Origin of the sequence: Pseudoalteromonas luteoviolacea (assembly GCF_000814765.1) — a bacterium.
In the GTDB taxonomy this organism is placed as follows: domain Bacteria; phylum Pseudomonadota; class Gammaproteobacteria; order Enterobacterales; family Alteromonadaceae; genus Pseudoalteromonas; species Pseudoalteromonas luteoviolacea_H.
Window position 1 is genome coordinate 630,196 of sequence record NZ_JWIC01000004.1, and the last position, 22,496, is coordinate 652,691.

The 22,496-nt window shown below is 42.5% G+C and carries 29 protein-coding genes and 1 tRNA gene; 21 read left to right on the forward strand and 9 right to left on the reverse strand.

From position 1 onward, the window contains the following. Positions 1 to 2 precede the first annotated feature (2 nt). The 5 genes from JF50_RS06010 to JF50_RS06030 all read left to right on the forward strand — a co-directional run bounded on the left by JF50_RS06010 (position 3) and on the right by JF50_RS06030 (position 5,186). Positions 3 to 2,903: a carboxypeptidase-like regulatory domain-containing protein gene (locus tag JF50_RS06010; RefSeq protein ID WP_152614467.1), complete on the forward strand. Its 2,901-nt coding sequence runs from the start codon at positions 3 to 5 to the stop codon at positions 2,901 to 2,903. A 139-nt stretch (positions 2,904 to 3,042) separates the two neighbouring features. Continuing rightward, positions 3,043 to 3,633 (forward strand): FlgO family outer membrane protein, encoded by a 591-nt coding sequence (locus tag JF50_RS06015; protein ID WP_039608528.1) that lies wholly within the window; start codon positions 3,043 to 3,045, stop codon positions 3,631 to 3,633. An 11-nt stretch (positions 3,634 to 3,644) separates the two neighbouring features. Next, entirely contained in the window at positions 3,645 to 4,301 is a 657-nt protein-coding gene (locus tag JF50_RS06020) for a FlgO family outer membrane protein (RefSeq protein WP_039608529.1), read from the forward strand. A 5-nt stretch (positions 4,302 to 4,306) separates the two neighbouring features. Continuing rightward, positions 4,307 to 4,948, forward strand: coding sequence for a FlgO family outer membrane protein (locus JF50_RS06025; protein ID WP_039608530.1), 642 nt, complete (start codon positions 4,307 to 4,309; stop codon positions 4,946 to 4,948). A 163-nt stretch (positions 4,949 to 5,111) separates the two neighbouring features. Further along, positions 5,112 to 5,186: transfer RNA gene (locus tag JF50_RS06030), tRNA-Arg, on the forward strand. 23 nt (positions 5,187 to 5,209) lie between these two features. Here the strand turns inward: JF50_RS06030 and JF50_RS06035 are convergent. Continuing rightward, positions 5,210 to 6,403 carry a flagellar assembly protein T N-terminal domain-containing protein gene (locus JF50_RS06035; RefSeq protein ID WP_039608531.1) on the reverse strand — a complete coding sequence of 398 codons (1,194 nt, stop codon included), beginning with the start codon at positions 6,401 to 6,403 and terminating at the stop codon, positions 5,210 to 5,212. Positions 6,404 to 6,528: 125 nt separating this feature from the next. On the opposite strand from JF50_RS06035, the gene JF50_RS06040 reads away from it, so the two are divergent. Next, on the forward strand, positions 6,529 to 6,999 hold the full coding sequence (locus JF50_RS06040) for an LPP20 family lipoprotein (protein ID WP_039608532.1): 471 nt from the start codon (positions 6,529 to 6,531) through the stop codon (positions 6,997 to 6,999). 70 nt (positions 7,000 to 7,069) lie between these two features. Here JF50_RS06040 and flgN read toward each other — a convergent pair whose 3' ends face one another. The 3 genes from flgN to flgA all read right to left on the reverse strand — a co-directional run bounded on the left by flgN (position 7,070) and on the right by flgA (position 8,593). Next, complete coding sequence (gene flgN, locus JF50_RS06045) at positions 7,070 to 7,498, reverse strand: flagellar export chaperone FlgN (protein ID WP_039608533.1); 429 nt, start codon at positions 7,496 to 7,498, stop codon at positions 7,070 to 7,072. After that, on the reverse strand, positions 7,491 to 7,814 hold the full coding sequence (gene flgM / locus JF50_RS06050; protein ID WP_039608534.1) for a flagellar biosynthesis anti-sigma factor FlgM: 324 nt from the start codon (positions 7,812 to 7,814) through the stop codon (positions 7,491 to 7,493). The genes flgN and flgM overlap by 8 nt, the downstream gene beginning before the upstream one ends. Before the next feature lie 71 nt (positions 7,815 to 7,885). Beyond that, positions 7,886 to 8,593, reverse strand: a complete 708-nt coding sequence (gene flgA, locus JF50_RS06055; RefSeq protein ID WP_039608535.1) for a flagellar basal body P-ring formation chaperone FlgA — start codon at positions 8,591 to 8,593, stop codon at positions 7,886 to 7,888. A 140-nt stretch (positions 8,594 to 8,733) separates the two neighbouring features. Here flgA and JF50_RS06060 point away from each other — a divergent pair, with 140 nt between their 5' ends. After that, the gene (locus JF50_RS06060; RefSeq protein WP_039608536.1) at positions 8,734 to 9,666 is read left to right on the forward strand and encodes a chemotaxis protein CheV; all 933 of its coding nucleotides are present in this window, start codon (positions 8,734 to 8,736) and stop codon (positions 9,664 to 9,666) included. Between the two features lie 16 nt (positions 9,667 to 9,682). Further along, positions 9,683 to 10,516 carry a CheR family methyltransferase gene (locus JF50_RS06065; protein WP_039608537.1) on the forward strand — a complete coding sequence of 278 codons (834 nt, stop codon included), beginning with the start codon at positions 9,683 to 9,685 and terminating at the stop codon, positions 10,514 to 10,516. A 32-nt stretch (positions 10,517 to 10,548) separates the two neighbouring features. Here the strand turns inward: JF50_RS06065 and JF50_RS06070 are convergent, their stop codons facing one another. The 5 genes from JF50_RS06070 to ettA form a co-directional block, all read right to left on the reverse strand. Beyond that, complete coding sequence (locus JF50_RS06070) at positions 10,549 to 11,718, reverse strand: glutathionylspermidine synthase family protein (protein WP_039608538.1); 1,170 nt, start codon at positions 11,716 to 11,718, stop codon at positions 10,549 to 10,551. A gap of 32 nt (positions 11,719 to 11,750) precedes the next feature. Then, positions 11,751 to 12,344 (reverse strand): DUF1190 domain-containing protein, encoded by a 594-nt coding sequence (locus JF50_RS06075; RefSeq protein ID WP_039608539.1) that lies wholly within the window; start codon positions 12,342 to 12,344, stop codon positions 11,751 to 11,753. Positions 12,345 to 12,353: 9 nt separating this feature from the next. Continuing rightward, the gene (locus JF50_RS06080; RefSeq protein WP_039608540.1) at positions 12,354 to 12,758 is read right to left on the reverse strand and encodes a DUF350 domain-containing protein; all 405 of its coding nucleotides are present in this window, start codon (positions 12,756 to 12,758) and stop codon (positions 12,354 to 12,356) included. 23 nt (positions 12,759 to 12,781) lie between these two features. Then, positions 12,782 to 13,144 (reverse strand): PilZ domain-containing protein, encoded by a 363-nt coding sequence (locus JF50_RS06085; RefSeq protein WP_039608541.1) that lies wholly within the window; start codon positions 13,142 to 13,144, stop codon positions 12,782 to 12,784. A gap of 110 nt (positions 13,145 to 13,254) precedes the next feature. Then, a complete protein-coding gene (ettA, locus tag JF50_RS06090; RefSeq protein WP_039608542.1) occupies positions 13,255 to 14,919 on the reverse strand; it encodes an energy-dependent translational throttle protein EttA in 1,665 nt (554 codons plus the stop codon). A 582-nt stretch (positions 14,920 to 15,501) separates the two neighbouring features. On the opposite strand from ettA, the gene JF50_RS06095 reads away from it, so the two are divergent. The 13 genes from JF50_RS06095 to JF50_RS06155 all read left to right on the forward strand — a co-directional run bounded on the left by JF50_RS06095 (position 15,502) and on the right by JF50_RS06155 (position 22,427). Beyond that, on the forward strand, positions 15,502 to 15,777 hold the full coding sequence (locus tag JF50_RS06095) for a helix-turn-helix domain-containing protein (RefSeq protein ID WP_039608543.1): 276 nt from the start codon (positions 15,502 to 15,504) through the stop codon (positions 15,775 to 15,777). Then, positions 15,752 to 16,111 carry a hypothetical protein gene (locus JF50_RS06100; protein WP_039608544.1) on the forward strand — a complete coding sequence of 120 codons (360 nt, stop codon included), beginning with the start codon at positions 15,752 to 15,754 and terminating at the stop codon, positions 16,109 to 16,111. The genes JF50_RS06095 and JF50_RS06100 overlap by 26 nt, the downstream gene beginning before the upstream one ends. Positions 16,112 to 16,126: 15 nt before the next feature. Beyond that, positions 16,127 to 16,546: a glycoside hydrolase family protein gene (locus JF50_RS06105; RefSeq protein WP_039608545.1), complete on the forward strand. Its 420-nt coding sequence runs from the start codon at positions 16,127 to 16,129 to the stop codon at positions 16,544 to 16,546. Continuing rightward, on the forward strand, positions 16,543 to 16,941 hold the full coding sequence (locus JF50_RS06110) for a 3TM-type holin (protein WP_200890378.1): 399 nt from the start codon (positions 16,543 to 16,545) through the stop codon (positions 16,939 to 16,941). Before JF50_RS06105 ends, JF50_RS06110 begins: the two co-directional genes overlap by 4 nt. Continuing rightward, positions 16,938 to 17,186 carry a hypothetical protein gene (locus JF50_RS06115; RefSeq protein WP_145925043.1) on the forward strand — a complete coding sequence of 83 codons (249 nt, stop codon included), beginning with the start codon at positions 16,938 to 16,940 and terminating at the stop codon, positions 17,184 to 17,186. The genes JF50_RS06110 and JF50_RS06115 overlap by 4 nt, the downstream gene beginning before the upstream one ends. A 118-nt stretch (positions 17,187 to 17,304) precedes the next feature. Continuing rightward, positions 17,305 to 18,141, forward strand: a complete 837-nt coding sequence (locus tag JF50_RS06120; RefSeq protein ID WP_039608547.1) for a baseplate assembly protein — start codon at positions 17,305 to 17,307, stop codon at positions 18,139 to 18,141. Positions 18,142 to 18,143: 2 nt separating this feature from the next. Then, positions 18,144 to 19,154, forward strand: a complete 1,011-nt coding sequence (locus tag JF50_RS06125) for a phage tail protein I (protein WP_039608548.1) — start codon at positions 18,144 to 18,146, stop codon at positions 19,152 to 19,154. A gap of 25 nt (positions 19,155 to 19,179) precedes the next feature. Continuing rightward, positions 19,180 to 19,734 carry a phage tail protein gene (locus JF50_RS06130; protein ID WP_063360345.1) on the forward strand — a complete coding sequence of 185 codons (555 nt, stop codon included), beginning with the start codon at positions 19,180 to 19,182 and terminating at the stop codon, positions 19,732 to 19,734. Positions 19,735 to 19,743: 9 nt separating this feature from the next. After that, entirely contained in the window at positions 19,744 to 20,013 is a 270-nt protein-coding gene (locus tag JF50_RS06135; RefSeq protein ID WP_052262150.1) for a hypothetical protein, read from the forward strand. A gap of 60 nt (positions 20,014 to 20,073) precedes the next feature. Next, positions 20,074 to 20,850, forward strand: coding sequence for a hypothetical protein (locus JF50_RS06140; protein ID WP_039608550.1), 777 nt, complete (start codon positions 20,074 to 20,076; stop codon positions 20,848 to 20,850). Positions 20,851 to 20,863: 13 nt separating this feature from the next. After that, the gene (locus tag JF50_RS06145) at positions 20,864 to 21,325 is read left to right on the forward strand and encodes a hypothetical protein (protein WP_039608551.1); all 462 of its coding nucleotides are present in this window, start codon (positions 20,864 to 20,866) and stop codon (positions 21,323 to 21,325) included. Positions 21,326 to 21,433: 108 nt separating this feature from the next. After that, positions 21,434 to 22,048: a hypothetical protein gene (locus JF50_RS06150; protein ID WP_039608552.1), complete on the forward strand. Its 615-nt coding sequence runs from the start codon at positions 21,434 to 21,436 to the stop codon at positions 22,046 to 22,048. A gap of 10 nt (positions 22,049 to 22,058) precedes the next feature. Beyond that, positions 22,059 to 22,427 (forward strand): hypothetical protein, encoded by a 369-nt coding sequence (locus JF50_RS06155; protein ID WP_052262151.1) that lies wholly within the window; start codon positions 22,059 to 22,061, stop codon positions 22,425 to 22,427. Positions 22,428 to 22,496 lie beyond the last annotated feature (69 nt).

The following is a 22,496-nucleotide window of genomic DNA, read 5'->3' on the forward strand; positions in this document are numbered from 1 at the left end:
AAGTGAACATTAGACTCCATCTTTGCACACTATTCGTGCTTGGTTTTTTGGCTTCTTCTGCGGGTATCGTTAACGCTTACGAACAGACGGAACCTGTTCGCAGTTATGGTGATGGTCGTATTCAAAGCGGCGAAGAACTCTTCTTTTCGTTGTATATTGAAGATCATTACCTTTCTGAAGTATTTGCGGTTAAGAGCGATGAGAGTGTGCTTCTTGAATTGCAAAGTTTGTTCTCGGCTTTAGATTTTGCCATTGTTGCAGATGATAGCGAGCAGCAATATACGGGCTGGTATATAGACGAAGCTCAGCGTTTTGAGCTGGATGTGGCAAAGCGTCGGGTTAATTTATCGGGCCAAATAGCTACCTTTACTGCGCAAAAAGTACGGATACGTGATGGTGAACTCTATGTTGAAGCGGCGGTATTAGCCGATTGGTTTCGCTTGCAATTCGATATAGATTATCAAGATTTGAAAATATTGCTCCATAGTGAGCAACCACTGCCCGTAGAGCTGCGTATTGCCAGACAGAATCGCCATTTTTCTGAGGGCTTGTCAACGCAAGCGCCCGTTTTGCCCTGGAAAGAGACACCATATCAGGCTTGGAGCCCTCCGCTGATTGATATTCAAACCTCCTTAGTAACCACAAATAATAATGACAGTTATGCATCAGTTTCCCTCTTAGGCAGTCAAGATATGGCGTTTTGGAATGCCAATTATTTTCTCAATGGTCGTTCAGGAGAGTGGGTAAGTGAAAGCCGTTTTAGTTTAACTCGTCAAGAGGAGCAGGGCGTTCAGATTGGTCCTATCGAGATGACGCACATTGAGGTTGGTGATGTGTTAGAGACACGGATCGGAGGGACTCATCGCGCTACATATTCACGAGGTGTTAGAGTAAGTAATCGACCACTATATAAACAGGTAGATACACAAACAATCAGGATCAGTGGGGTGATCCAGGTTGGGTGGGATGTGGAGCTATACCACAATGGCATTATGATTGATCAAAGGCTTAATGTGCAATCTGGTGTATATAATTTTGATCGTGTTGAGCTTTACTTTGGTAGCAATGCGTTTGAATTAATCATGTATGGCCCGCAAGGGCAAGTATTGCAAGATAGCCGCTCTTACTATGTGGCAGGAGGCAATCTGTCTAAAGGTGAAGGTTATTTTGATACCTCAATAGTCGAAACAGGTAAAACCTTGCTAGATGAGAGTCAGAATATAACTAACGAGGCAGGGTGGAATCTATTAAGTCGGTATGACTACGGGATCAGTGATGATTTATCAGTATATTCTGGCGTTCGTTTTGGTTTAGAAGGTCAGCAAAATACGTATCAAGTGAGCACTGGGTTGGGGTTTGATATGTGGAATAAGGGCCTATTAAACCTAGATTTTAGTCGAGATCAGTTAGGCACACAGCAGTTATTGCTTCAGGGGCGGACACAGATCAATCAGCACGCTTTAAGTGTGGTATTCACAGACAATAAAACCAACGGGGATGCCGAACATATACTGCAACAGCATACGCAAGAGTTCACTTTTCGTGCGGCAGGAAATCTCTACCAACATAATCATGTCAGGTTAAACTATCAAAATACATTGAATTGGCGTAAAGATGCCTTTGATACGGATTTTATGGCTTCGAACCTATTATCAATGGCGACTCAGCTTGGTACTTTTAGTCATCAATTAGATTATATCCAATCGGGTGGACAGCAAGCACGTGATGTAAAAGGCGTTGCTCGCTGGCAGGGACGATTAAGCGGCACTTATGGTCGCATTGGTCTGGGCTATCAACTCCGCCCTGAACGTAAGTTAACGGATTATCAAATACAGGTAAGCCGAGTGATTAACAATCAGTTTGATGTAGAAGTGGATTACATTAAGTCGCTGGTTAATGAGGGATACAAACTGGGTGCAGGCTTAAATTGGCACAATGATAAGTTTAGGCTAACAGGTCAGTTTAATTATTTCCAAAATGATGATTGGCAGGTTGGCTTAACCGGTCAGTTTAGTTTGGGGTATGAAAATTATAGCAATGCGTTTTTTATAACAGATAGACGCCTTGCAAGTTCAGGCTCCGTATTAGTGAAGGTCTTTTTAGATCAAAATAATAACGCCATATTCGATGGCAATGATGTGGTGTTAAAAGGTGTGCGGATCAAATCTGTACAGGGATTTGCACAAGCTTTTACAGATGAAAAAGGGGTTGCCCTACTTGGCAATATGCCACTAAATCGTCAAACAGATATTCTCCTAGACGAAGCGTCATTACCAGATCCATTTTATATTTCGGCCCATGATGGTCGTTCAATTACGCCTAGAAAGGGCTTTATTGGTTATTTAGAGTATCCCGTAGTCCATGCTGGCGAACTGGAAGGGGTCGCATATAAAAAAGACAAAAGTGGCCTGGAAACACCATTGGCTTATGCTGAGATTGAATTGGTGGATAAAAATCAGCGTGTTGTTTCGACGGTAAAATCAGCGTATGACGGCTACTATGTATTTAGCGATATCAGGCCAGGACATTATGAGGCAAGAGTGAAAAAACACGCTGAAAATCGTGTTGTTCAGACTGAAAAAGTTGAAGTGATATTGTCCAGCCAAGGGGACGTGTTACTGGAAGTGGATCTAGCTGTTGAAGCCGCAGCTCAGTTAAATGGATATATTGCTGCTGGTGGCGAGTTTAATTCATTAAAAATATTGAAAACCTATGTGTCTATTTTGACCAAAAGGTCGCCGAATCTGTTTTCAAGCAACCCGTTTTTCGTACATGACAAACCGCGCAATAAATACATACTTGGCTATCACTATTTTGATGATATAGACGCTGCGGCAAATGCTTGCCTTAAATTTGAACATCAAGGGGTAAAGTGTTTTGCAGTCCCCGTGCCTAAGCCTTGATCACGCCTTCTAAGCGTTTTTTTAATTGCTGAGTGTTAAGAATACGCGCGACTAGATTAAAAATGCGTATTTCAAACTCTATTATAGTTTGGTTCGATTATTGCATAGATTCAAGCCAGTAACTTAGAGGTATATCAAAATGCGATTTCTGATCTTGGTGTTTGTGTGCTTGCTAGCTGGTTGTAGTTCAAGTGATTGGATTAATGCCAGTACCAAAGAGACACAACAGCCAGTGCCACCAGCACGTAGTGTTCACAGTTATGTAGGGGAGCTGGCCACACAGTTAAGCCAGTATAGTCGGCCTTTGAAGCCTGGAGCATCTGTCGCTGTAACCAGCTTTTTTAAAGATAATAGCCTTGGTGCCGATACATTAAGTAATCAAGGGGCGGGTTTAAGTAATCAAGTACAAGAAAGCTTTATTACTTACCTGACTCAAATGGGGTTACAGGTTGTTGAGTTTAGAATTCAAAAAGCCATTACTTTGTCGTCTGGCTCGGACAGCGTTTTAAGCCGAGACATCGAAAAGCTCAAAGAACGCCACAAATTTGACCTGATCTTGACGGGCAGTGTGAGTGAAAATATTGACTCATATACTATCCATGCAAGGTTAATTGATATGGTGAATAGTAAGACAATGTCAGCAGCCTCAATCAGCTTACCCAAGCAAACATTGTGGGGAGAGGAGCAGGTGCAAATGCGAGATGGGCTACTTCATCGCGGCCAACACTAACGGAGAAAGATATGAAAAAGTATGCGTTATCACTTTTATTGCCTGTGTTATTTGGCTGTATGAATACCGATGGCATGCAGCAGCAGGGCAATGCGATAGTGGTGGAAAAAAATGCGTTTGCCAGTTCTGAGAGCCAGTTTCAAATGCACCCTGGTGGTATGCATGGGATGACTGTTTCTCAGCAAATGGCGAGCCGAAATGTGACGCATTATGTACAGAATTTAATGCAAGATATGATTGGTAATTTGCGCTACGTGAATGATAGAACGCCAATCGCTGTTGCGACCTTTGTGTTTCTTGACGAAGACTATAATTACGGTTCCTTATTGGGGAATCAGCTTTCAGAGAGCTTTGTCCATGAACTTCATAATTTTGGCGTCCCTGTTGTTGATTTTAAAACGACCGATTTTATGCGTGTGACCAAGCAAGGCGACTTTATTTTTAGTCGAGATTTTTTAGAGTTGTCAGATGAGCATACTTTTAACTATGTTTTGGCTGGCACGTTGGCAAACCATCAAGGTGGCGTGTTGGTCAATGCGCGCATTGTCGGCGTTAAAAGCAAAGCGGTTGTCGGGACTGCTCAAGGCTTCCTGCCACAGTCAGTGGTGAACGCACTGCGAGATGGTATTGGCCACGACGGCATTCGCTTAGAGAGAGCAAGTAGGTGAGACCCATGAAATCAAGCATCATCATGTTGAGTTGCTTTGCTTTTCTCGCTGGGTGTGAGAGTTCAAGGCACGCACAAATAGTGCCTCAAGAGCAACCATCACCAAAAGCGCAACAAGCCCAGCAATTGGCGGCGCTTGCTAATGAGCTGAATATGCAGCCGGAATTGGTGTATAGCGACCCCGGCTTTGTGACTTACGCCCACAATAAGCAGTTAAGCAACTATGCCGGACAGATTGCATTAGAGCTTTCTGACTCTATGTCAGGTATTGCTCCGAATGCGGTTGCGATAACCAGTTTTGTTAGTTTTGATAGAAGTTTAAGGCGCAGCAACCAGTTAGGAAATCAACTCGCTGAGTCGATGATCCATCAATTTCAAAAAATGGGTTACCCGGCACTGGACTTTAAGTCTCATCGAGGCATAGCAGTGACAACTAACGGGGACTTTATTCTGTCGAGGGATGCGAAAAAATTACCTAAGGATCCTGTACCCAGTCATGTGTTAACAGGGACTATGATCTATCGTGATAGAGGGGTTGAAGTGAATACTCGCTTGCTGGACTTTGATAGCAGGTTAGTTGTTGCAAGCAGCAACGTCGTTATTCCTTATTTTATACTCCACCCAAGCGCGACAGTAACCTATAAATAATGGGTAGGCCACAACCGCTGTGGCCTACCGTTACCTTCCATAGCGGTGTAACTGTTTTTTGTATCTCATTTAATGTCACTAATTTGCTTGTCATAGGCAGTGTTCCACTGTTATAAATATAATAACGTAAACAATTGCTTATCTTATTTTGGCACGATGCTGTGTCCCCGTAGTTTAATGGATAAAACGGGGCCCTCCTAAGGCTTTGATGTAGGTTCGATTCCTACCGGGGACGCCAAGTTGCCACACAAACCTTAACAGTTATAAAGCAAAATCTTCAGTAGGTGTAATGATAAGCTCAACGATGTCGTTGATTTGAATATTATTCATCGGTCTACTTTGAATGTTCTTCGCAATGGCGTTTTGTGCATTCACTTGTGTGACTTTAACACGATTAATGGTTTGGATACTGTGGGAGAAAAATTGATTTCTTTCACCTGCAACATCACTGCGATGGGCAATACTCAATTCTTGACCCACTTTTAATCCGTGTGCACTTCCCAAATTAATGACCAATTGATCTTGGTCTTTGTGGAGTATTCTCCCTCTAGTTGGTAAACAGGCAAATGCTTGATTAAGGTCTTGGGCAAGGCTATTGAACACGCCTTGAATGCGTTTACCATAATCGGTGTGCCAAAATGTATCACTATAAACGTCGATAATCTTGGTTTTCTCATAAGGCCAAATTCCGGTCACGCTGTAGTGTTGTTGCCACACTTTGTCTTTGCTGATGGCGTCAAAAGCGACAAAATCTATTTTAAAGCTTCTGACATATTCATCATCTTGCCAAAACGCGTAGTCACTATTTAACTTATGTGTGTTAGCTAGATCGGTGATTTGACTGAGCAATACATATTGACTATTGCTGGCAGAGGTTAAACTCTCAATTAGCTGTGCGTTGTAATCAAAGTTTTGTGAAAAGAAAGCGCGAACATTAATGCTTTTATCAATAAAAGGAATAGGCTTGACCGTCATATTGCGTTGCATCAGAGTTTGATACATGCGTTCGCTGGCGGATTTATGAATGTCAAAAATTTGACCTAGCCTGGCTTGATGAGGTTGTATTAATTGGCTTTGAGTGACGGTGATTTGTTTATGGAAAGACTCTTCTGGACATTGCTGCTGCTTAGGAAAAATATCTAAATGCAGAGTCACACTCATCACACCATCTTGGGTATTTTCTGAGACTAAGTTTATCTCTTGTATTTCGCCATGACTTTTTATTTTAATATGATCTTGTGCGAGGACACCATCTGCCAATGTCTGCACACTAGAGACAGTGGCACCAGAGAAAATGAGCGCTTGGGTAATGGCATCTTGCACAGCTTCTTGCCGCGCTGCTGCTCGATCACTGGTGTATGCATTTGCATACCCTGTCACCTCAAACCATTCAGCTTGGACACTAAAGCTCAGTAAACAGGCAGTGATGGCTGTACAACTTACTCTATTCATCATTCAATACCGTATCAAAATTTTATCTATTAAGTGTAGAGGAGCAAGTCCTATGCCAACAGTATTGGCTTAATTTGTGCATATTAATCGTTATACAGGCAAACTTTGTAATTAGGAGTCGATATCGTATGCGTGGATTATTTAAAATTAGCAAAATTCTCGCCATTGGTGTAGCCGTTGGTCTGACTGGATGCAGCTCAATTATCGACAAACATGTAGAATATAGTTATGTACAGCCAGACAGTTATCCGGTGTTAAAAGCGATAGGTTATGCTCCGTTGCAAGCCCAGCCTGGAGCGACCGACAGTGAAAAAATGCTTATGGCCATCAAGGTATCCAAGTTAGAGGCATACCGAGAACTCGCAGAGCAAGTATATGGTCATCAATTGAATGCGACGACCACTGTGCGAGGTGTCATTGCACAAAATGACGGATTGCGCAGTCAAGTTCAGGGCGTCATCAGAGGCGCACGTGTCCTTAAATCTTACGCGGTAGGGGACATTTATACCACTGAGCTGGAGCTAGATATGAAGACAGTTTATGATTTGTATATAGGTCAAGTTAAACCTAAAAAGATCCAAAGGGTGACTTATTACTAGTTAAAGTCACGATCCGCTGACACAAAAAAGCACGGTATTGACCGTGCTTTTTTTGCAATTAGGTGGGTGATTACGCTTTTAGGTTTTTAACTATCTCACCAACATTTTCTACCACATTACCTTCTTCGGTGTAGGTCGTTGACATCGGTCTACCGATGAGAATTTCCTTCAGCTCGCGAACCGTCATATGTGCTAGGTGAGCTGCTTTTGCATTCACTTCGTTTTTGTTTTTACACTTTATTAGTAAGTGCTCTATTTGCTCAGTTAAAGGCACTACATCCGGGTCTTGAAACAACTCTTTGGGAAAGTTTGACAGATCTTTATCTGTTTTTTGAATGCTATTCAAAAAAGTAATTTTTTGCCGTGCAATGTCTTTTAAACCTTCACCATTTCTGGCGCTAAGCGCATCCAATTCTTCGTCCAGAAGCAGGGTCAAAGCTTCTAGAGAGGTAATTTGCGCGGTTAACTGCTGTACACACAGCTCAATTGTTTTATCCATACAAATCAAATTCAAATGCAGCTATATTTTTAGCCAGCTTCTCAGCATCGACTTGGTATTTACCCTCAGCGATTGCTTTTTTTAGCTCTTCCACTTTTTTGCTGTCGAATGCTGGCGCTTGTTGCGCTTTATCTTGCAAGCCTTTAAGTTGTTGTGCCTGTGGTGTTAAGCTCACAGAATCCGCAGCCGCTTTTTGCTGTGAAGCGGGTTTGGTTGCGGTATTGTTTGCATCATTTCTTTGCAATTCAGCACGTTGTTGCTTAATATTATTAGCAACATTGTTCGGCTGGTTTTGACCGTTAATGTTATTAACCATGATAGTGACCCATATAAATAGTTGTCTCAGTCTTATTATCGACCATTCCACTACTAACTTTAGCAAAAATTTTAAATATTGACTGCAACGGAATCAACATCTTTTACTCTTGCTCGAATTGTTTTTCCAGATTTTACGTTTTTCACTCTAATTTGCTCGCCTAGATTGCCGTCTTGCAGCGCTATTCCTTGCGTTTTAATCGCAAAATGTTCGTTACCTGCCAAGATTATGACGGAGTCCCCTTTACACACCATACAAATGTGTCGCAAATTGATGGCTTTGTCGGCTTGAATACGACGTTTGGTCTTGCTGCCCACCAGCATATCAATCGTATCGATGTTTGAGGCTCGAACAAAATGTTTAGGGCGCATCGCAACTTTTAAATCTTCTTGTTTTAGCACTGTACCTTTATCAAGTTGCTGTGTGGTGACAATCACAGGATATAAAGTTTCAATTTTTACATGCACGAACTGTACCCAGTTTCGTTTATCATTACATCGCACTTGTACCGTGACTTGACGATTAAAGGGCGGTGCAGCTTTTGAATTGACTTCTAATGGAGTCTGGCAGCGTCTATTCGGGATCCTTGCATCCAGAGGTAATGCGGAAATTGTTAGTTTTCCTTTTGGATCCTTTGCGCTGTGTTCTTGCACATACTTTATTGCGAGTTCCTGAACTTTTGCTGGCTCATAGGTGTGAGCATATACAGGCTGCTTGACTAAAAAGTATGCCAGAATGAGAAAGAATTGAACTGCAATTGTATTTTTTAACAAACTCATGATGTTTCGACTATGCTTATGGGGTGAAACAAGGTATAAAGATTTTGCGTGAATTGCTTCACCGCTTCAAGGGCAACTTTGAATGCTATATAACAAGCAAACATTGTTCCGATAAGCTGTATTTTGAGTAGGAGAATGAAATGGCAGGTATTTTAGACTCAGTTAACCAACGAACTCAGTTGGTGGGTCAAAACCGACTTGAACTATTACTCTTTCGTTTGAAGGGGCGGCAACGCTTCGGTATCAATGTTTTTAAAGTGAGAGAAGTGCTTCAATGTCCACCCCTCACTGCTATGCCAAAATCAAATTCTTATGTGCGAGGTGTTGCACATATCCGTGGGCAAACTATTTCTGTCATTGATATGTCTTTGGCCGTTGGCGGTCCACCTATCGAAGATATTAAAAACTGTTTTGTAATTATTGCGGAGTACAACCGCTCTGTGCAAGGCTTCCTCGTTGGTGCGGTTGAACGCATTGTCAATATGAACTGGGAACGTATTATGCCTCCGCCATCTGGTGCTGGTAGATACTCATATGTAACGGCCGTCACAGAAATTGAGGAAGAGTTGGTTGAAATCTTAGACGTAGAGAAAATACTGAATGAGATTTGCCCAATTAATACCGAAGTCAGTGAAGAAATCGTCGCTGATGGTGAGATGCAAAAAGATCTCGGCGAGCGTATTGTATTTATCGCGGATGATTCTGCTGTCGCACGAAATCAGGTGAAGCGTGCGCTTGAGCCGTTAGGCGTGCAAACGGAGCTAGCTAAAAACGGTAAAGAAGCGCTCATTAGGTTGAAAGAGATTGCTGAAGTTGATTGCCAAAACGACATCACAGAGCGTGTTGGATTGCTGATTTCGGATGTTGAAATGCCAGAGATGGATGGCTATACATTAACCGCGGAAATCAAAGCAGATCCTAAATTAGCCCCTTTGCATGTTATCTTGCATACTTCACTCAGTGGTGTATTCAATCAGGCAATGATTGAAAAAGTGGGTGCAGATGACTTTATTGCCAAATTCAACCCAGATGAACTGGCTTCGGCAGTGAAAAAATGGGTACATTGTGATTAATAAGTGGTGGTAAACATTGGAAAATAAACATTTAGAGCAAAGCGAGTACGATCAGTTTCGCACCTTTTTAGAGCAGCAGTGTGGCATTGTACTTGGTGACAATAAGCTTTATTTGGTCAAAAGCCGCCTTGCGCCTTTGATGTCTCGGTTTAATGTTGACTCATTATCATCATTAGTAACAAAAACGCTTAGTCCGCACGAGAGGCAATTGCGCGCCGCTGTAGTCGATGCGATGACGACAAATGAAACCTTATGGTTTAGGGATCAGTATCCGTTCGAGTTATTGAAAAAGAAAATTTACCCTGAGTTTAAAGACTTACGACGCCCTGTAAAAATTTGGTCAGCGGCAAGTTCCTCAGGACAAGAGCCTTATTCAATAGCAATGTCGACAAGTGAATTTCAGACGCAAAATCCTGGTGCGATGAAAATGGGTGCGCAAGTTGTTGGCACTGATATTTCCAACACGATGCTGGATATGTGTAAAAATGCGGAATATGACGCATTGGCACTAGCTAGAGGATTATCTCCAGAAAGACGTAAAAAGTTTTTTATCGACAGTGGTAATGGAATGGCGAGGGTGGTTGACCCGATCCGAAAAATGGTTAACTTCCGTCATTTAAACTTATTGGACTCTTATGCCTTGCTAGGGAAGTTTGATGTTATTTTTTGTCGAAATGTGCTTATCTACTTCTCGCCTGAAGTTAAAGCAAAAATTATTTCTCAGTTTGCGCAAGCATTGAACCCTAATGGTTACTTATTTTTAGGGGCATCAGAATCGATGGCTGGTTTAAGCGATGATTTTGAAATGTTGCGATGCAATCCAGGTATTATTTACCAAAAGAAATCTTAATGAGAAGAGCAGCCGATAGGCTGCTTTTTTTGTCAGTTTAAAATGATATGAGGTACAAAGCGGCTAAGATCTTGTGTGATTAAACTAGGATCCGCTCTAAGACCGATCCCCGCAGGCTGATCACCAATGACCCAGCTTCCAATTACAATATGCTCATTTGCGAATTTAGGAAGCGGTTTAAATGCTTGATAAATATAACCTTCATCACCATACCCTCCACTTGATTTCGCAATCAGCTTATCTGCCTTCATGATTTCAATATTTGCTCCTTCGCGAGAAAATATGGGTTTTTTAACAACCCCAATATTTTTATCCAGCATATGCTTTTGATCGCTAAAATAAGCAGGTAATAGATTTGGGTGGTTTGGGAAGTGCTGCCAAAGTAAGGGCAATATCGCTTTATTAGAAAGCAGGGATTTCCATGGCGGCTCTAACCACTGCACCGACATTTGGTTGAGTGATTGCCCATACTCATCATCAAACATAAACTCCCATGGGTAGAGTTTGAAACACCATTCTATCGGATTGTCTTCTAGATCCATAAATTGGTTATCGGTGTTGATGCCAATATCTTCGATAAACGTAAATCGACTCCGAATCCCAGCTTCTAGTGCACAGCTTCTTATATAGTCAACAGTCCCTTTATCCTCTTCGGTGTTTTTGCAGCAACTGAAATGTAGTGTTCGAGTGCGGTTAAATTTATGAATATGCAAAAAGCGCGCAATTAATTGTTCTTGAATACTGTTAAATTGGTCGCTATGTGTGGGCAGCTTTCCTGTGTTTACTTGTTGCTCTAACCACATCCATTGCCAATATGCTGATTCAAATAGAGAAGTCGGTGTGTCATAGTTTGCTTCTAAGAGCTTTGCGGGTGAAACCCCGTCATAACAAAAGTCGAAACGACCGTACAAATGGGGATCTCTGCGCAGCCATGAGCGCCTAATCATATTCCAATAGGCTTGTGGCACTGCAAAACGACGCATTAGCTCGTCGTCGTTACACACTTTGTTTATAAGGTGAAGCAGCATGTCATGAAGCTCTTGTGTTGGCTGCTCAATATCCTGTTCAATTTGTGACAAGGTAAACTGATAATATGCACTTTCATCCCAGTAAGGAGCGCCATGCATGGTGTGAAATTTAAACCCTAGCGCATTGGCTTGAGCCTGCCAATCTGATCTTGGCTGAATAGGGATTCTGATCATGTGTTTTTTTGGTTTGTAAAAGGGGGAGGAGTTTATCCGCCCCAACTTCTAGAACTGGCGCTGCGACCAAAGCCACCGCGACTTTTAGCGCGCGTAACTGTTTTGCTAACTTTAGGTTTATAGTTGATCGCTGTGCTTTTTACTGATGTAGTACCTGCTGAGTTAACGCTTGCCACGACACTGTTTTGTGCATTACGATATTTAAAGAAGTCATCTTTGCTGCGATAAAGTGGTTTGGCACCAGAGTAGTATTTACCACTTAAAAAAGCGGCTTTTCTTTTCTTGCGCTTTTTCATGGCATCTAAGCCTTCATCAACCGCCTCAGCGAGTAGTGCAACCATAAAGCCGGCCATGACAGGTCGCCATAGGCCGCCATTATTTTCACAGCGCTCATAACCAAAATCGCTTTCACACAGTTGCTCCGTGGCATATCTCGGTGCTTCGGATAAATGTTGATCTTTGGCTTGCTCATAATGAAATAGGCATGATGCAGTTTCTACACCAAACGATGAGCATTCATCCACATCTTTAAAAAGCAGCGCTGATTCATCTGAATCAGAACACCCAATCAGGCCTGCGGTTGTGCCCATCATTAAAGTGAGTTTGATTTGCTTACTGCGTTTCATACTCACTCCTTAATAGGTCATACATGCAGCATTGAGAATACCGGTTGCCAGTGAAGCACCGCCTAAAAACAGGCCTGCACTGATATGGTTATTTTCAATTTTTTCTGAGAGCTTTGGCATATACAAGCGAACAAGAAAGAAAGTCAGTAGTTGTATAACACCAGCAATGATCCCCCAAATTGCAAAATCAATTAATGACACGGCATTGATAGCGGCACTGGCTACCGGCAATGTAAAGCCGATTAGGGCCCCACCAAAAGCAGCTGCAGCAGATGGGTTATCTTCTTTGACCAGCCTCCATTCACAGTGTGGAGTAACTTTAGTGTATACATACAGAAAGGTGAGTATTAGCAAGTAGCCAATTAAAAAATATAAAATAAATGGAATAAATCCTTGCAAAGATTCCAAAATCATCGTGATGCTTGCCCTACGTATTATTATTCGTGAAGCAGTAAGTGCTCCAGTTCTCGGTGGAGTATATCATCATCTCCAATGTTCAATTCTATCAAACGTTTTAGGTGGGTGACACTGTCTATATCAATTTGCGCACAGTGCAAGCCTAAATGTGCTTCTTCTATATGGCGAATTTCGACTTCCATGTTTATTTCTATTTCACTGCCAGGGAGAACGAACTTTAAACTCGCAGGTTGCCCTTTCATTGGGGTAAGTCCCAAAGGGAGTGTGATCAGTGCCCCATTTAGTGATAAATCAATGATTTCACATTGATAGTCACCCGACGTTGTCATTAATGATGCGGTGTTAGAGAATAAAATTCTAGAAAACTTTCTGCGTTCTGTCATAAGTCGATCTCGTCATGCTGTTATTTCAAGTTTAGTCATGTTTTCGCTGACTAACCAGATATAAAAAAGCCCTGAGTTAATTCAGGGCCTTTTATTATTGGCGTACAGAATTAGCCAATTTTTTTGTATTTGATACGCTTAGGCTCAGCAGCCTCTGCACCAAATGTTTTCTTTAGCCACTCTTCGTATTCAGTGTAGTTACCGTCGAAGAAATTAATTTGTCCTTCGTCACGATAATCTAAGATATGTGTCGCAATACGGTCTAAGAACCAACGGTCGTGCGAGATACACATTACACAGCCAGGGAATTCTAAAATCGCATTTTCAAGTGCACGAAGCGTTTCTACATCTAAGTCATTGGTTGGCTCATCCAGCAGGATAACGTTACCACCCGCCTTTAGAAGCTTGGCTAGGTGTAAACGGTTACGCTCACCACCAGAGAGTTCTTTGACGAATTTTTGCTGGTCATTGCCTTTGAAATTAAAGCGGCCCACATAAGCTCGGCTCGGAATTTCGAAGTTGCCAATTTTTAAGATATCTTGACCGTTAGAAATTTCTTGGAAAACAGTATTGCCATCATCCATATTGTCACGGAATTGTTCAACAGTAGCCAGCTCAACTGTGTCACCAAGTTTAATCTCACCACTATCAGGCTGTTCTTCACCACTTAGCATTCTAAATAGCGTTGATTTACCCGCACCGTTAGCGCCGATAATACCAACAATGGCCCCTTTTGGCATTGAGAAGCTTAAATCATCAATCAGTACTCGGTCGCCAAAGCCTTTTTTCAGGTTATTGACTTCGATAACTTGGTCGCCTAAACGTGGACCCGGTGGAATAAATAGCTCGTTAGTTTCATTGCGCTTTTGGTAATCAGATTGCTGTAGCTCAGTAAACTGTGCCATACGCGCTTTTGATTTTGCTTGACGACCTTTAGGGTTTGAGCGCACCCACTCAAGTTCTTTCTCAATTGACTTTTGACGTGCTTTCTCAGATTTCTCTTCTTGTTTAAGACGCGCATCTTTTTGTTCAAGCCAAGACGTATAGTTACCTTCCCAAGGAATGCCGTGGCCACGGTCTAGTTCCAAGATCCAGCCAGCAACGTTATCTAAGAAGTAACGGTCGTGGGTGATTGCAACTACGGTACCTTCGTAATCATGTAGGAAGCGCTCAAGCCAAGCGACTGATTCGGCGTCAAGGTGGTTGGTCGGTTCGTCCAGTAGCAGCATATCTGGCTTTTCAAGCAATAGGCGGCAAATTGCGACTCGGCGTCTTTCACCACCAGAGAGGTGCTCAATCTTGGCGTCCCACTCAGGTAAACGCAGTGCATCTGCAGCACGCTCTAATGCATTATCTAGATTGTGGCCATCATGTGCTTGAATAATAGCTTCCAATTCACCTTGCTCTTTTGCAAGTGCGTCAAAGTCAGCACCGTCCATCGCATATTCTGCATAGACTTCATCTAAGCGAGTCAGTGCATTTTTTACTTCACTGACAGCTTCTTCAATCGTTTCGCGTACAGTTTTGCTTTCATCTAACACTGGCTCCTGTGGTAGGTAGCCGATTTTTGTACCTGGTTGTGGGCGTGCCTCACCTTCAAATTCAGTGTCAACACCCGCCATGATACGAAGTAACGTTGATTTACCCGCACCATTTAAACCCAATACGCCGATTTTTGCGCCTGGGAAAAAGCATAACGAGATATCTTTGAGGATTGTGCGCTTTGGTGGAACAACTTTGCTCACACGCGACATTGTATATATATATTGAGCCATGAATATAGTCCGACTTATTTTTTATTTCCGCTATTGTAGTTACAACTTACGGTGCATTCAATGTAAGTGATCAGATTAGTGAAAGAGCTGTGACGAATTTATCGAATAGTCGTGATTACTTTTTATTCACAGTGTGATTTTGATAAATAAATCCGCCTTATTTTCCCCTTTTTTTCGCAACAAACATGTTCTGTTTTGCTTATTTATCATTGGAAGAAATATAAAAAGAGTACAGGTCGATTTTTCTATATAAAAAACAAGCATTTTTTTTAAGTCTTTATTGTTAGGGCATTTTTGACCTGTTTCAATTCCTAAAAAAAGGTATTATTTACCTATGCTCAGCAAAGCTATGAAGTAAAGCGGTTAACTTCATTGATGCAATGAGTACCTCTAAATAGCTCACATTGCGTGTGAGTACTGATACTTCCTATTTAGGAAGCCAGACTGAAAAGATAGGCGAATTATTTTCTCATTATTACAGTCATTAATAACTTCACGGCTTGTGGCTTCGAACATTCACCTCAAGCCAAACACAACTTCACATCACCATAAAGCTTAGCTGAACTATCGGTAGGGATCGCAATGACACAGTCAAGTTACACATCAAGCAGAATATTTAAAGAGAAGCGAACACCTCTAGGGGCTGAAATCCTTCGCTTCGCAAGGCGTATACGCGGATTCACTCAGGCAGAGTCGGCGGCCAATTATGGCATTGAAGAGCGCACACTTAGGCGCTGGGAAAATAAAGAATACAGCCCGAAATGGAATGATGTGGTTGGTTTAGTAGAAGACGTTTATTCACTCGATATTATAGAAGTAATAGGAAAGCTCAATGATTGCGACACAAATAACCATTAAACAAATTCGCAGCGCCCTCAGACGTTGGGGCAAGTATTGGCGACAGCGTGAACTGGGCAAAGGCTTTAGTCGCCAAGCTGTTACTGAGCAAAGTGGAGGAGGCCGAAGCAATTACTTCTCTAGTGACATGATGAATGTACCTGAAGAAATTGAATTACTGGGGCAGTTAATCAGCAAACTGCGACCAGAATGCATCCGAGCAATACGCGCTAAGTATTTATTGGATGTTGAACTAAGCCAAGCGGCAAAAATGCTTGGTTTTGATACAAAACGCTCTGCAGAGTTTTGGCTTACCAAAGCTGAAAGAACACTCATGTTGGAGTTAAGCTACTAACGAGTAGGAAAATAGATGTCGATCATGAATACGGTTGAGCAAATCAAGAAACATGAGGGCTATCGACGCTTTCCGTATTACTGCACGGGAGGCAAACTCACGATAGGTTATGGTAGAAATTTAGACAATAAAGGAGTGGATAAAGAAGAGGCCGAGTATTTACTTGCACAAGATATTCAAAATGCGCTTGCAGGTGTAAAGCGTCGTATTGATATTTCGCACTGTAATGAAGCTCGGGTAGCAGTGCTGACGAATATGGCATTCAATATTGGCTTACAAGGACTGATGGGGTTCAAAAGGATGCTTGAACACGTGCAACAAGGAGAGTTTGAAAGTGCTGCAGTTGAAATGCTTGATAGCCGTTGGGCTAATCAAGTGCCGAGTCGAGCACAGGAATTGGCGCAGCAAATGTTAAGTGGGGAGTGGCAATCATGAACTGGCTAACAAATTTGTTCACTGGCAGTGTGAGAGAACCACTGCAGGTAGTCAGTGAAATCATAGATGAGCTGTATACGAGTGAAGAAGAAGTACTCGAACAGCATGTCATTAAGGCAAGGCTACTTAATAAGCAAAGTGAAATACAAGCACATATTAATTCAGTACAGGCAAGTCATCGCAGTCGATTTGTTGCTGGTGCTCGGCCATTTTTGATGTGGGTATGTGGGCTTGGTTTTTTATTTGCTTTTGTGATCAACCCAATTTTACAGTGGCTGTTTCCAGAGCATGGGGTGCCGGTACTGCCACTAGACGTGATGTTGGAATTGACTTTAGGTATGTTGGGACTAGCTGGCCTTCGGACCATTGAAAAGTTGAAAGGAGTGGCAAAGTGAGACAACCTGAAAATTGGCAAATGAAAAAGGAGTTGAGTTTAGCCCACATTCTTACAACGATTGCCTTGGTTGTATCAAGCATCTTGTATCTAAGTGACTTAGATAAACGTATTACCTCTAACTCTCAAGAGTTAGCCCATTTAAAACAAATCCGTAAGGAAGATCAAAAACGGATTGAAAAGCGTCTTGACTCTATAGACAAAAAACTTGATGCGCTGCTGAGTGCAAAGCGTACCTCCCTTTAAGGCCTATCTGGCCACTGTTTAAAAATCCCTTTTTTGTAATTAATCACTTAAATCCATGTGCACAAGCTATGAGATTGCATGTGCGTTCGTGCGCAAACGTATTATTAGGAGACGAATTGTGAGTACAGCCATCGAATTAGCTAAATTGCCACCACCTCAGGTTATTGAAGCGCTTAGTTATGATGAGATTTATAAGCAAATGGAGCAGGCTTTGCTCGAAAAGTTGCCGGATCATGCTTTATTGGCCTCTGATCCTGCAATTAAACTAATTGAAATAGCGTCATATCGTGAACTGTTGCTCAGGCAACGGATTAATGACGCGGCTAAATCCGTGATGCTGGCATTTTCACAAGGCAGCGACTTAGACAATTTAGGCGCCTTATTTGGCATTGGGCGAGACGAAAATGAAGGCGATGAGCGGTATCGACAAAGAATACCTCTGTCACTAGAAAGCTACAGTATGGCCGGTACTAAAGGCGCCTACGAGTATCATACGCTCACCGCGAACGATCAGGTTAAAGATGTGTATGTAGACTCTGAGCATCCGGGTTATGTCAATGTGTATGCATTGATCAATACCATGACAGAAGCTCAAGCAAATGAAATTAAAGCGGATATTGAAACGCGACTACATGATGAAGATATCCGCCCAATAACAGATAAAGTGGTGACGCAGTGGGTAATGCCAACGAGGCAGGTGTTGAGTGCGCAAATCTATTTAAATATTGGTGCAAATAAGGCACAGGTTGAACTGGCCATTATGCAGGCGCTAGATGTGTTTATGACACAACACTGTAAATTAGGAGAAGAAGTACCTCACTCAGGGATCATTGATGCATTGCACCAGCCCGGAGTGAGAAAAGTAAAAGTTCTCGCCCCCACTGAAGATTTACAACCAAGCGTCAATCAGGCGTATAGCTTAGATATTAATTTACAGTTTCCAAATGAGGCCTAATCATGAGCGACAAATCACTTCTGCCTCATAATGGAAGCAATTTAGAGCACCATCTTGAGCAGCGTTTATCCCATACCCGTGAACAGTTTGATACCAGAACAGTTATCCCTGAATACATTGGGTCTCAATGGGATCCGATGACTTGTCCTGAATCTTTGTTACCTTGGCTCGCGTGGGCATTATCTGTCGACGAATGGAAAGAAGATTGGCCTGTAGAAACAAAACGGGCAATGATAGCCAACTCAGTGACGGTTCATAAACATAAGGGAACCGTTGGCGCGGTTAAGCGCGCATTGGCGTCACTGGGTCTTGAGATTGAATTTTTTGAATGGTTCGATGATGTAGATGATGTGTATTTAGCACCGCACCACAGCGGTGAGCCGCATACTTTTACCTTCATTGCATGGGCCAATGATGTACCTTATACCAGTCGCGCGGTGGTGCTTGATCAAAAGTTGTATGATGCAATACACCGCGTGACCAATCAAACTAAGCCACAACGGGCACATTTTGATTTTTTAGTTGGCATGAAGATGTCATCGCAAATTGCAGCGGCCAGTAGTGGCCACGGTTTTGCGTCTAGTCGGCTTTATGCCAAAGTTATGCCGCACACAAAAAAACGTGCGGGCAGTAACACGCTTTCACTCGCTGGTGCTATTTCTGGGCATCGCACAGCCTCTTCTCGCTATTATGCAGCATCCTCTTCTGAGCGTAAGATTACATCATCTGCTCAGCCAGGCTGCGCCCTTGTTATTAGAAAACAGGTGCCATTGGTTAGTCGCCAGCGCATCAATACTGCCAGTGAGCGAAAGTTAAGGGCGGGTGCCAAACTCGGATTTGGCGCATCGCTTTCAACGGGTTCAGGTCAAGTCGTTAGAACTTATATACGCAGTGACCAAACCATGCCTTCGCGCATGATTGAATTTAGCAGCCGTATTGCGGGTGCGATGTCAAACAGCGCAAAGCAAACGACCGTGTGTCGTTTGTACTTCAATGCAGTGTCTGCATCATAAATATCGACAAACAAGGAGTGCAATAGTGAGCACGATTTTACAACCGGTGATCACGTCAGCGGGACTGGCTGCTGTGTTCAGAGCACAGCAAAATGGCTTTAAAGCGAAAATCACCAAAATCGGGATTGGCTCAGGTGTGCATCAAGTGGATGAAAACACTACCAATCTGAAAGCGGAGCGATATCGTCTAGATATTGACTGCGCAGAATATGATGAAGCAAATAAGCAGCTTCACTTAACCGTACGCGACGACTCTAAAGTGGCGGATGACGGATTTTTTGTCAACGAGGTTGGCTTTTACACCGAAGAAGAAGTAAACGGTCAAATACGTCATGTGTTGTTTGCCGTTTATTCTGCGACAGATCCGATTGCGTACAAATCTAATGATATTGATCTGTTATTAGCGTTTGACCTGACACTGACAGGTGTGCCGGGCGATGCGATTACCATTATTGATAAAGGGGTTGATTTTAATATCTTAATAGCCCCTGAGCTTGCCAAAATGGCGCGTTCACAGATCATGAATATGTATCGTCATTTAAAACAAAAGTTTGCATTAATTGACAAAGGTATTTTGTAAGGAAATTTCATGAAAAAAGTAGATAACCAGCGTGCACAAACGTTAGCAGAAGAGGCACTTAAGTTGATGCAAGAAGCAAAAGTACTGCAGCAACAAGCGCAATGTCAGGCAGCGCGTATTTTGGGCTATCAACAGCAAAGTGATGGCTTGGCATTTAAATATTTAGCAGCGAAAGCTGAGCATGGCGAACATAGCCAGCAAGCATTTGATGCAAAACAAGCATGGCTCCATGCGCGAAAGTCGGTGCAGGCGCGTTATCCAAAATTTCATGGAAAATAATTCAAAACAGATTTTAAAAAGCCCGCTTTAAGCGGGTTTTTTTATAAATGGAGAACATAAATGTCTTTAGAACAGGATATCACACGCGTTGTTGAGGCCACTGAAGGGTTGACTGCGACCGTTGATAATCAGATCAGTGAGATCACAAACAAATTAAACACCGCGGTGGCTGAGACGAAAACCAAGGTGGATGCGCATCTAGCCAGCGCTGATGCCTTACTTAACTCTTATGAAGAGCGTCAGTCACACTTTCGAGTGACAAAAAACCAAGCCTTGGTGGCAAACCAAGCGGGTACCTTCCCAGAAGCTTGGGCTAGTGGTTTTGTAACAAAAGCAACTCTGCTAGAAAAAGTTGAAACCAATGTTGAGCCTACTCAGCGTACGCCACTGGCAAGAGAGTTTCTAAAAGCCATTAATTCAGACACAAAGTGGTTTGCTCAGAACTTTAATATTTGGGAGCTGGAATATGCGCCGAACCGAGGCGGTGATAACAGCCATGTCGATGCCTATTTAATGTATCAGTACTTAAGAAGGCCAACGCATATAACAGCAGGTGCCGTTGTTAAGCACATTCGTGGAACTGTGCCTACAAACTTTTGGTGCCATGGCCTGAAAGCCGGGGAGCCTGCCAAAGTATGTGGACTTCATATTCACCATAATAGCCGAAATCACTATACGCATTGCCACCCCTATGTGTCAGGCAGAAACTTACCGGCTGATCAAACGGGTGTGATTCAGGTTGCATTGCCAGCGGTTGTGACAGGTCATGTGCCTTTGGATAAGTCTTGGGGTCAGTTTGCTTACATCGGTGACGGTGCATACGACGTGATTGCATAAGGAGATAAATTAAATGGCTAAATTAATCGTAAATGGGCAGGTGGTCGAGCAGTTTTTTGATGCCAGTATGCAGCAGTACGCGGTAGCGCAACTGGTTGAAGAAAACTTTGGTAAAGACAGCACGTTCTCAGTCGAATTATCTGTTGAAGAAGCACAGCAAAAGAGTCGTGATGATGTTCGTTTATCTATCGAGCAGCAAGTGGCGGATACCGAGTCTTTGCTGGGCACAACGTCAGACACAGTACATATGTTACTTAATGAGTTAAGTGGCTTTGTTAATAAATTAAGCGATGCATCCACCTTAGCTGAGATGCGTACTTCTACGACATCACTTAAAGCGGCCATTGGCGATATTGAAACAAAAGTTGCAGCAGGTGAGCTGAGCTTTCCTTATCAGACCAAAGGTCAAGATGCGGTGATGACAGATATTATGACGCGTGCAAACGGCGTTGATACTGTAATCAAAGCAAAGTAAGTCAGGCATAACACGGTTCTGAGCACACCGTGTTGATGCTGAGTTAAAAAACTCAAACGTGAAGCCCACCATTTGGTGGGCTTTTTTATTTTAAATTGGAGGTAAATTATGTCTTTAGAGCAAGACATTGCAAATGTAGTCAGTGCAGCAGAGCAGCTAACTGGCATCGTAGATACAAAAATTGAAGATATTAACACGACAGTAAATAACAAAGTTGCAGAGATGAACTCGCAAGTTGCTGTAAAAAAGAATGAAATTGATACGGCAATTTCTCAGCAAGTGCAGCGCGTTGATACTGCCTTAGAGAATAAACAAATACTGGGCGATGGTGGAAGGGGAACAAAAAGCGTAGCCATTGCAAGCTTCTTTACTAATGAAGGTGGTGCAACCAATATGCACCTCAAGCTGCCGTTTAAGATCGATAGACACAACAGTATGTTCCATCTGAATATCTATGGCTATGAATATGGTAAAAACAATATTGTAGATGCAACCTTTACTGGTTACTGCTATGCGGATAACAATAGATTACATCAGTCAAAGACAGCAGGAACTCATGAGCCTGTTGTTTATGTAGGGACAGATCAACATGTTTATTTACGAATAACACTTGAAAGTCAGTATTACTTAACTTTGAGTGTTGACTCCGTTTACGTAGGTAACGGCAAAGTGCTTAAGCCTGGCGATGTTCAATTTATCAGTAGTACAGAAGCGCAGCTATAGGGAGCTTATAATGGAAAATTTAATCGCAAACGCGCAAAGTCCGGCAGTTGAAGAAAAAATCGCACTTGAGAATGCACGTATTAACGTTAGGCATAAGATTAGCAATCGCATTGCAGATACCGACAGTATGTTAGGGAGTACATCAGATATTTCTCACATCCTCCTTCATGAACTGAGCATATTTATAAATAAGCTATCAACGGCTAATTCTTTGGCAGACATGCGCGCTTCAACAGAATCTTTGAAAAACGCGATTGGTGCAATTGAGGGGAAAGTGGCCAGTGGTGAGGTTGAATTACCTTATCAAGTAAAAGGTCAAAAAGCCGCTTTAGAAGAAGCGGTTGTACGTGCCCACGGCGTCAGCAGTCTATTGAAATAAATTGGTTTAGTTTGCCGAGTAGTTGTCAGCAAACAGAACGATCAACAAATCCAGCCCACCTATTCGGTG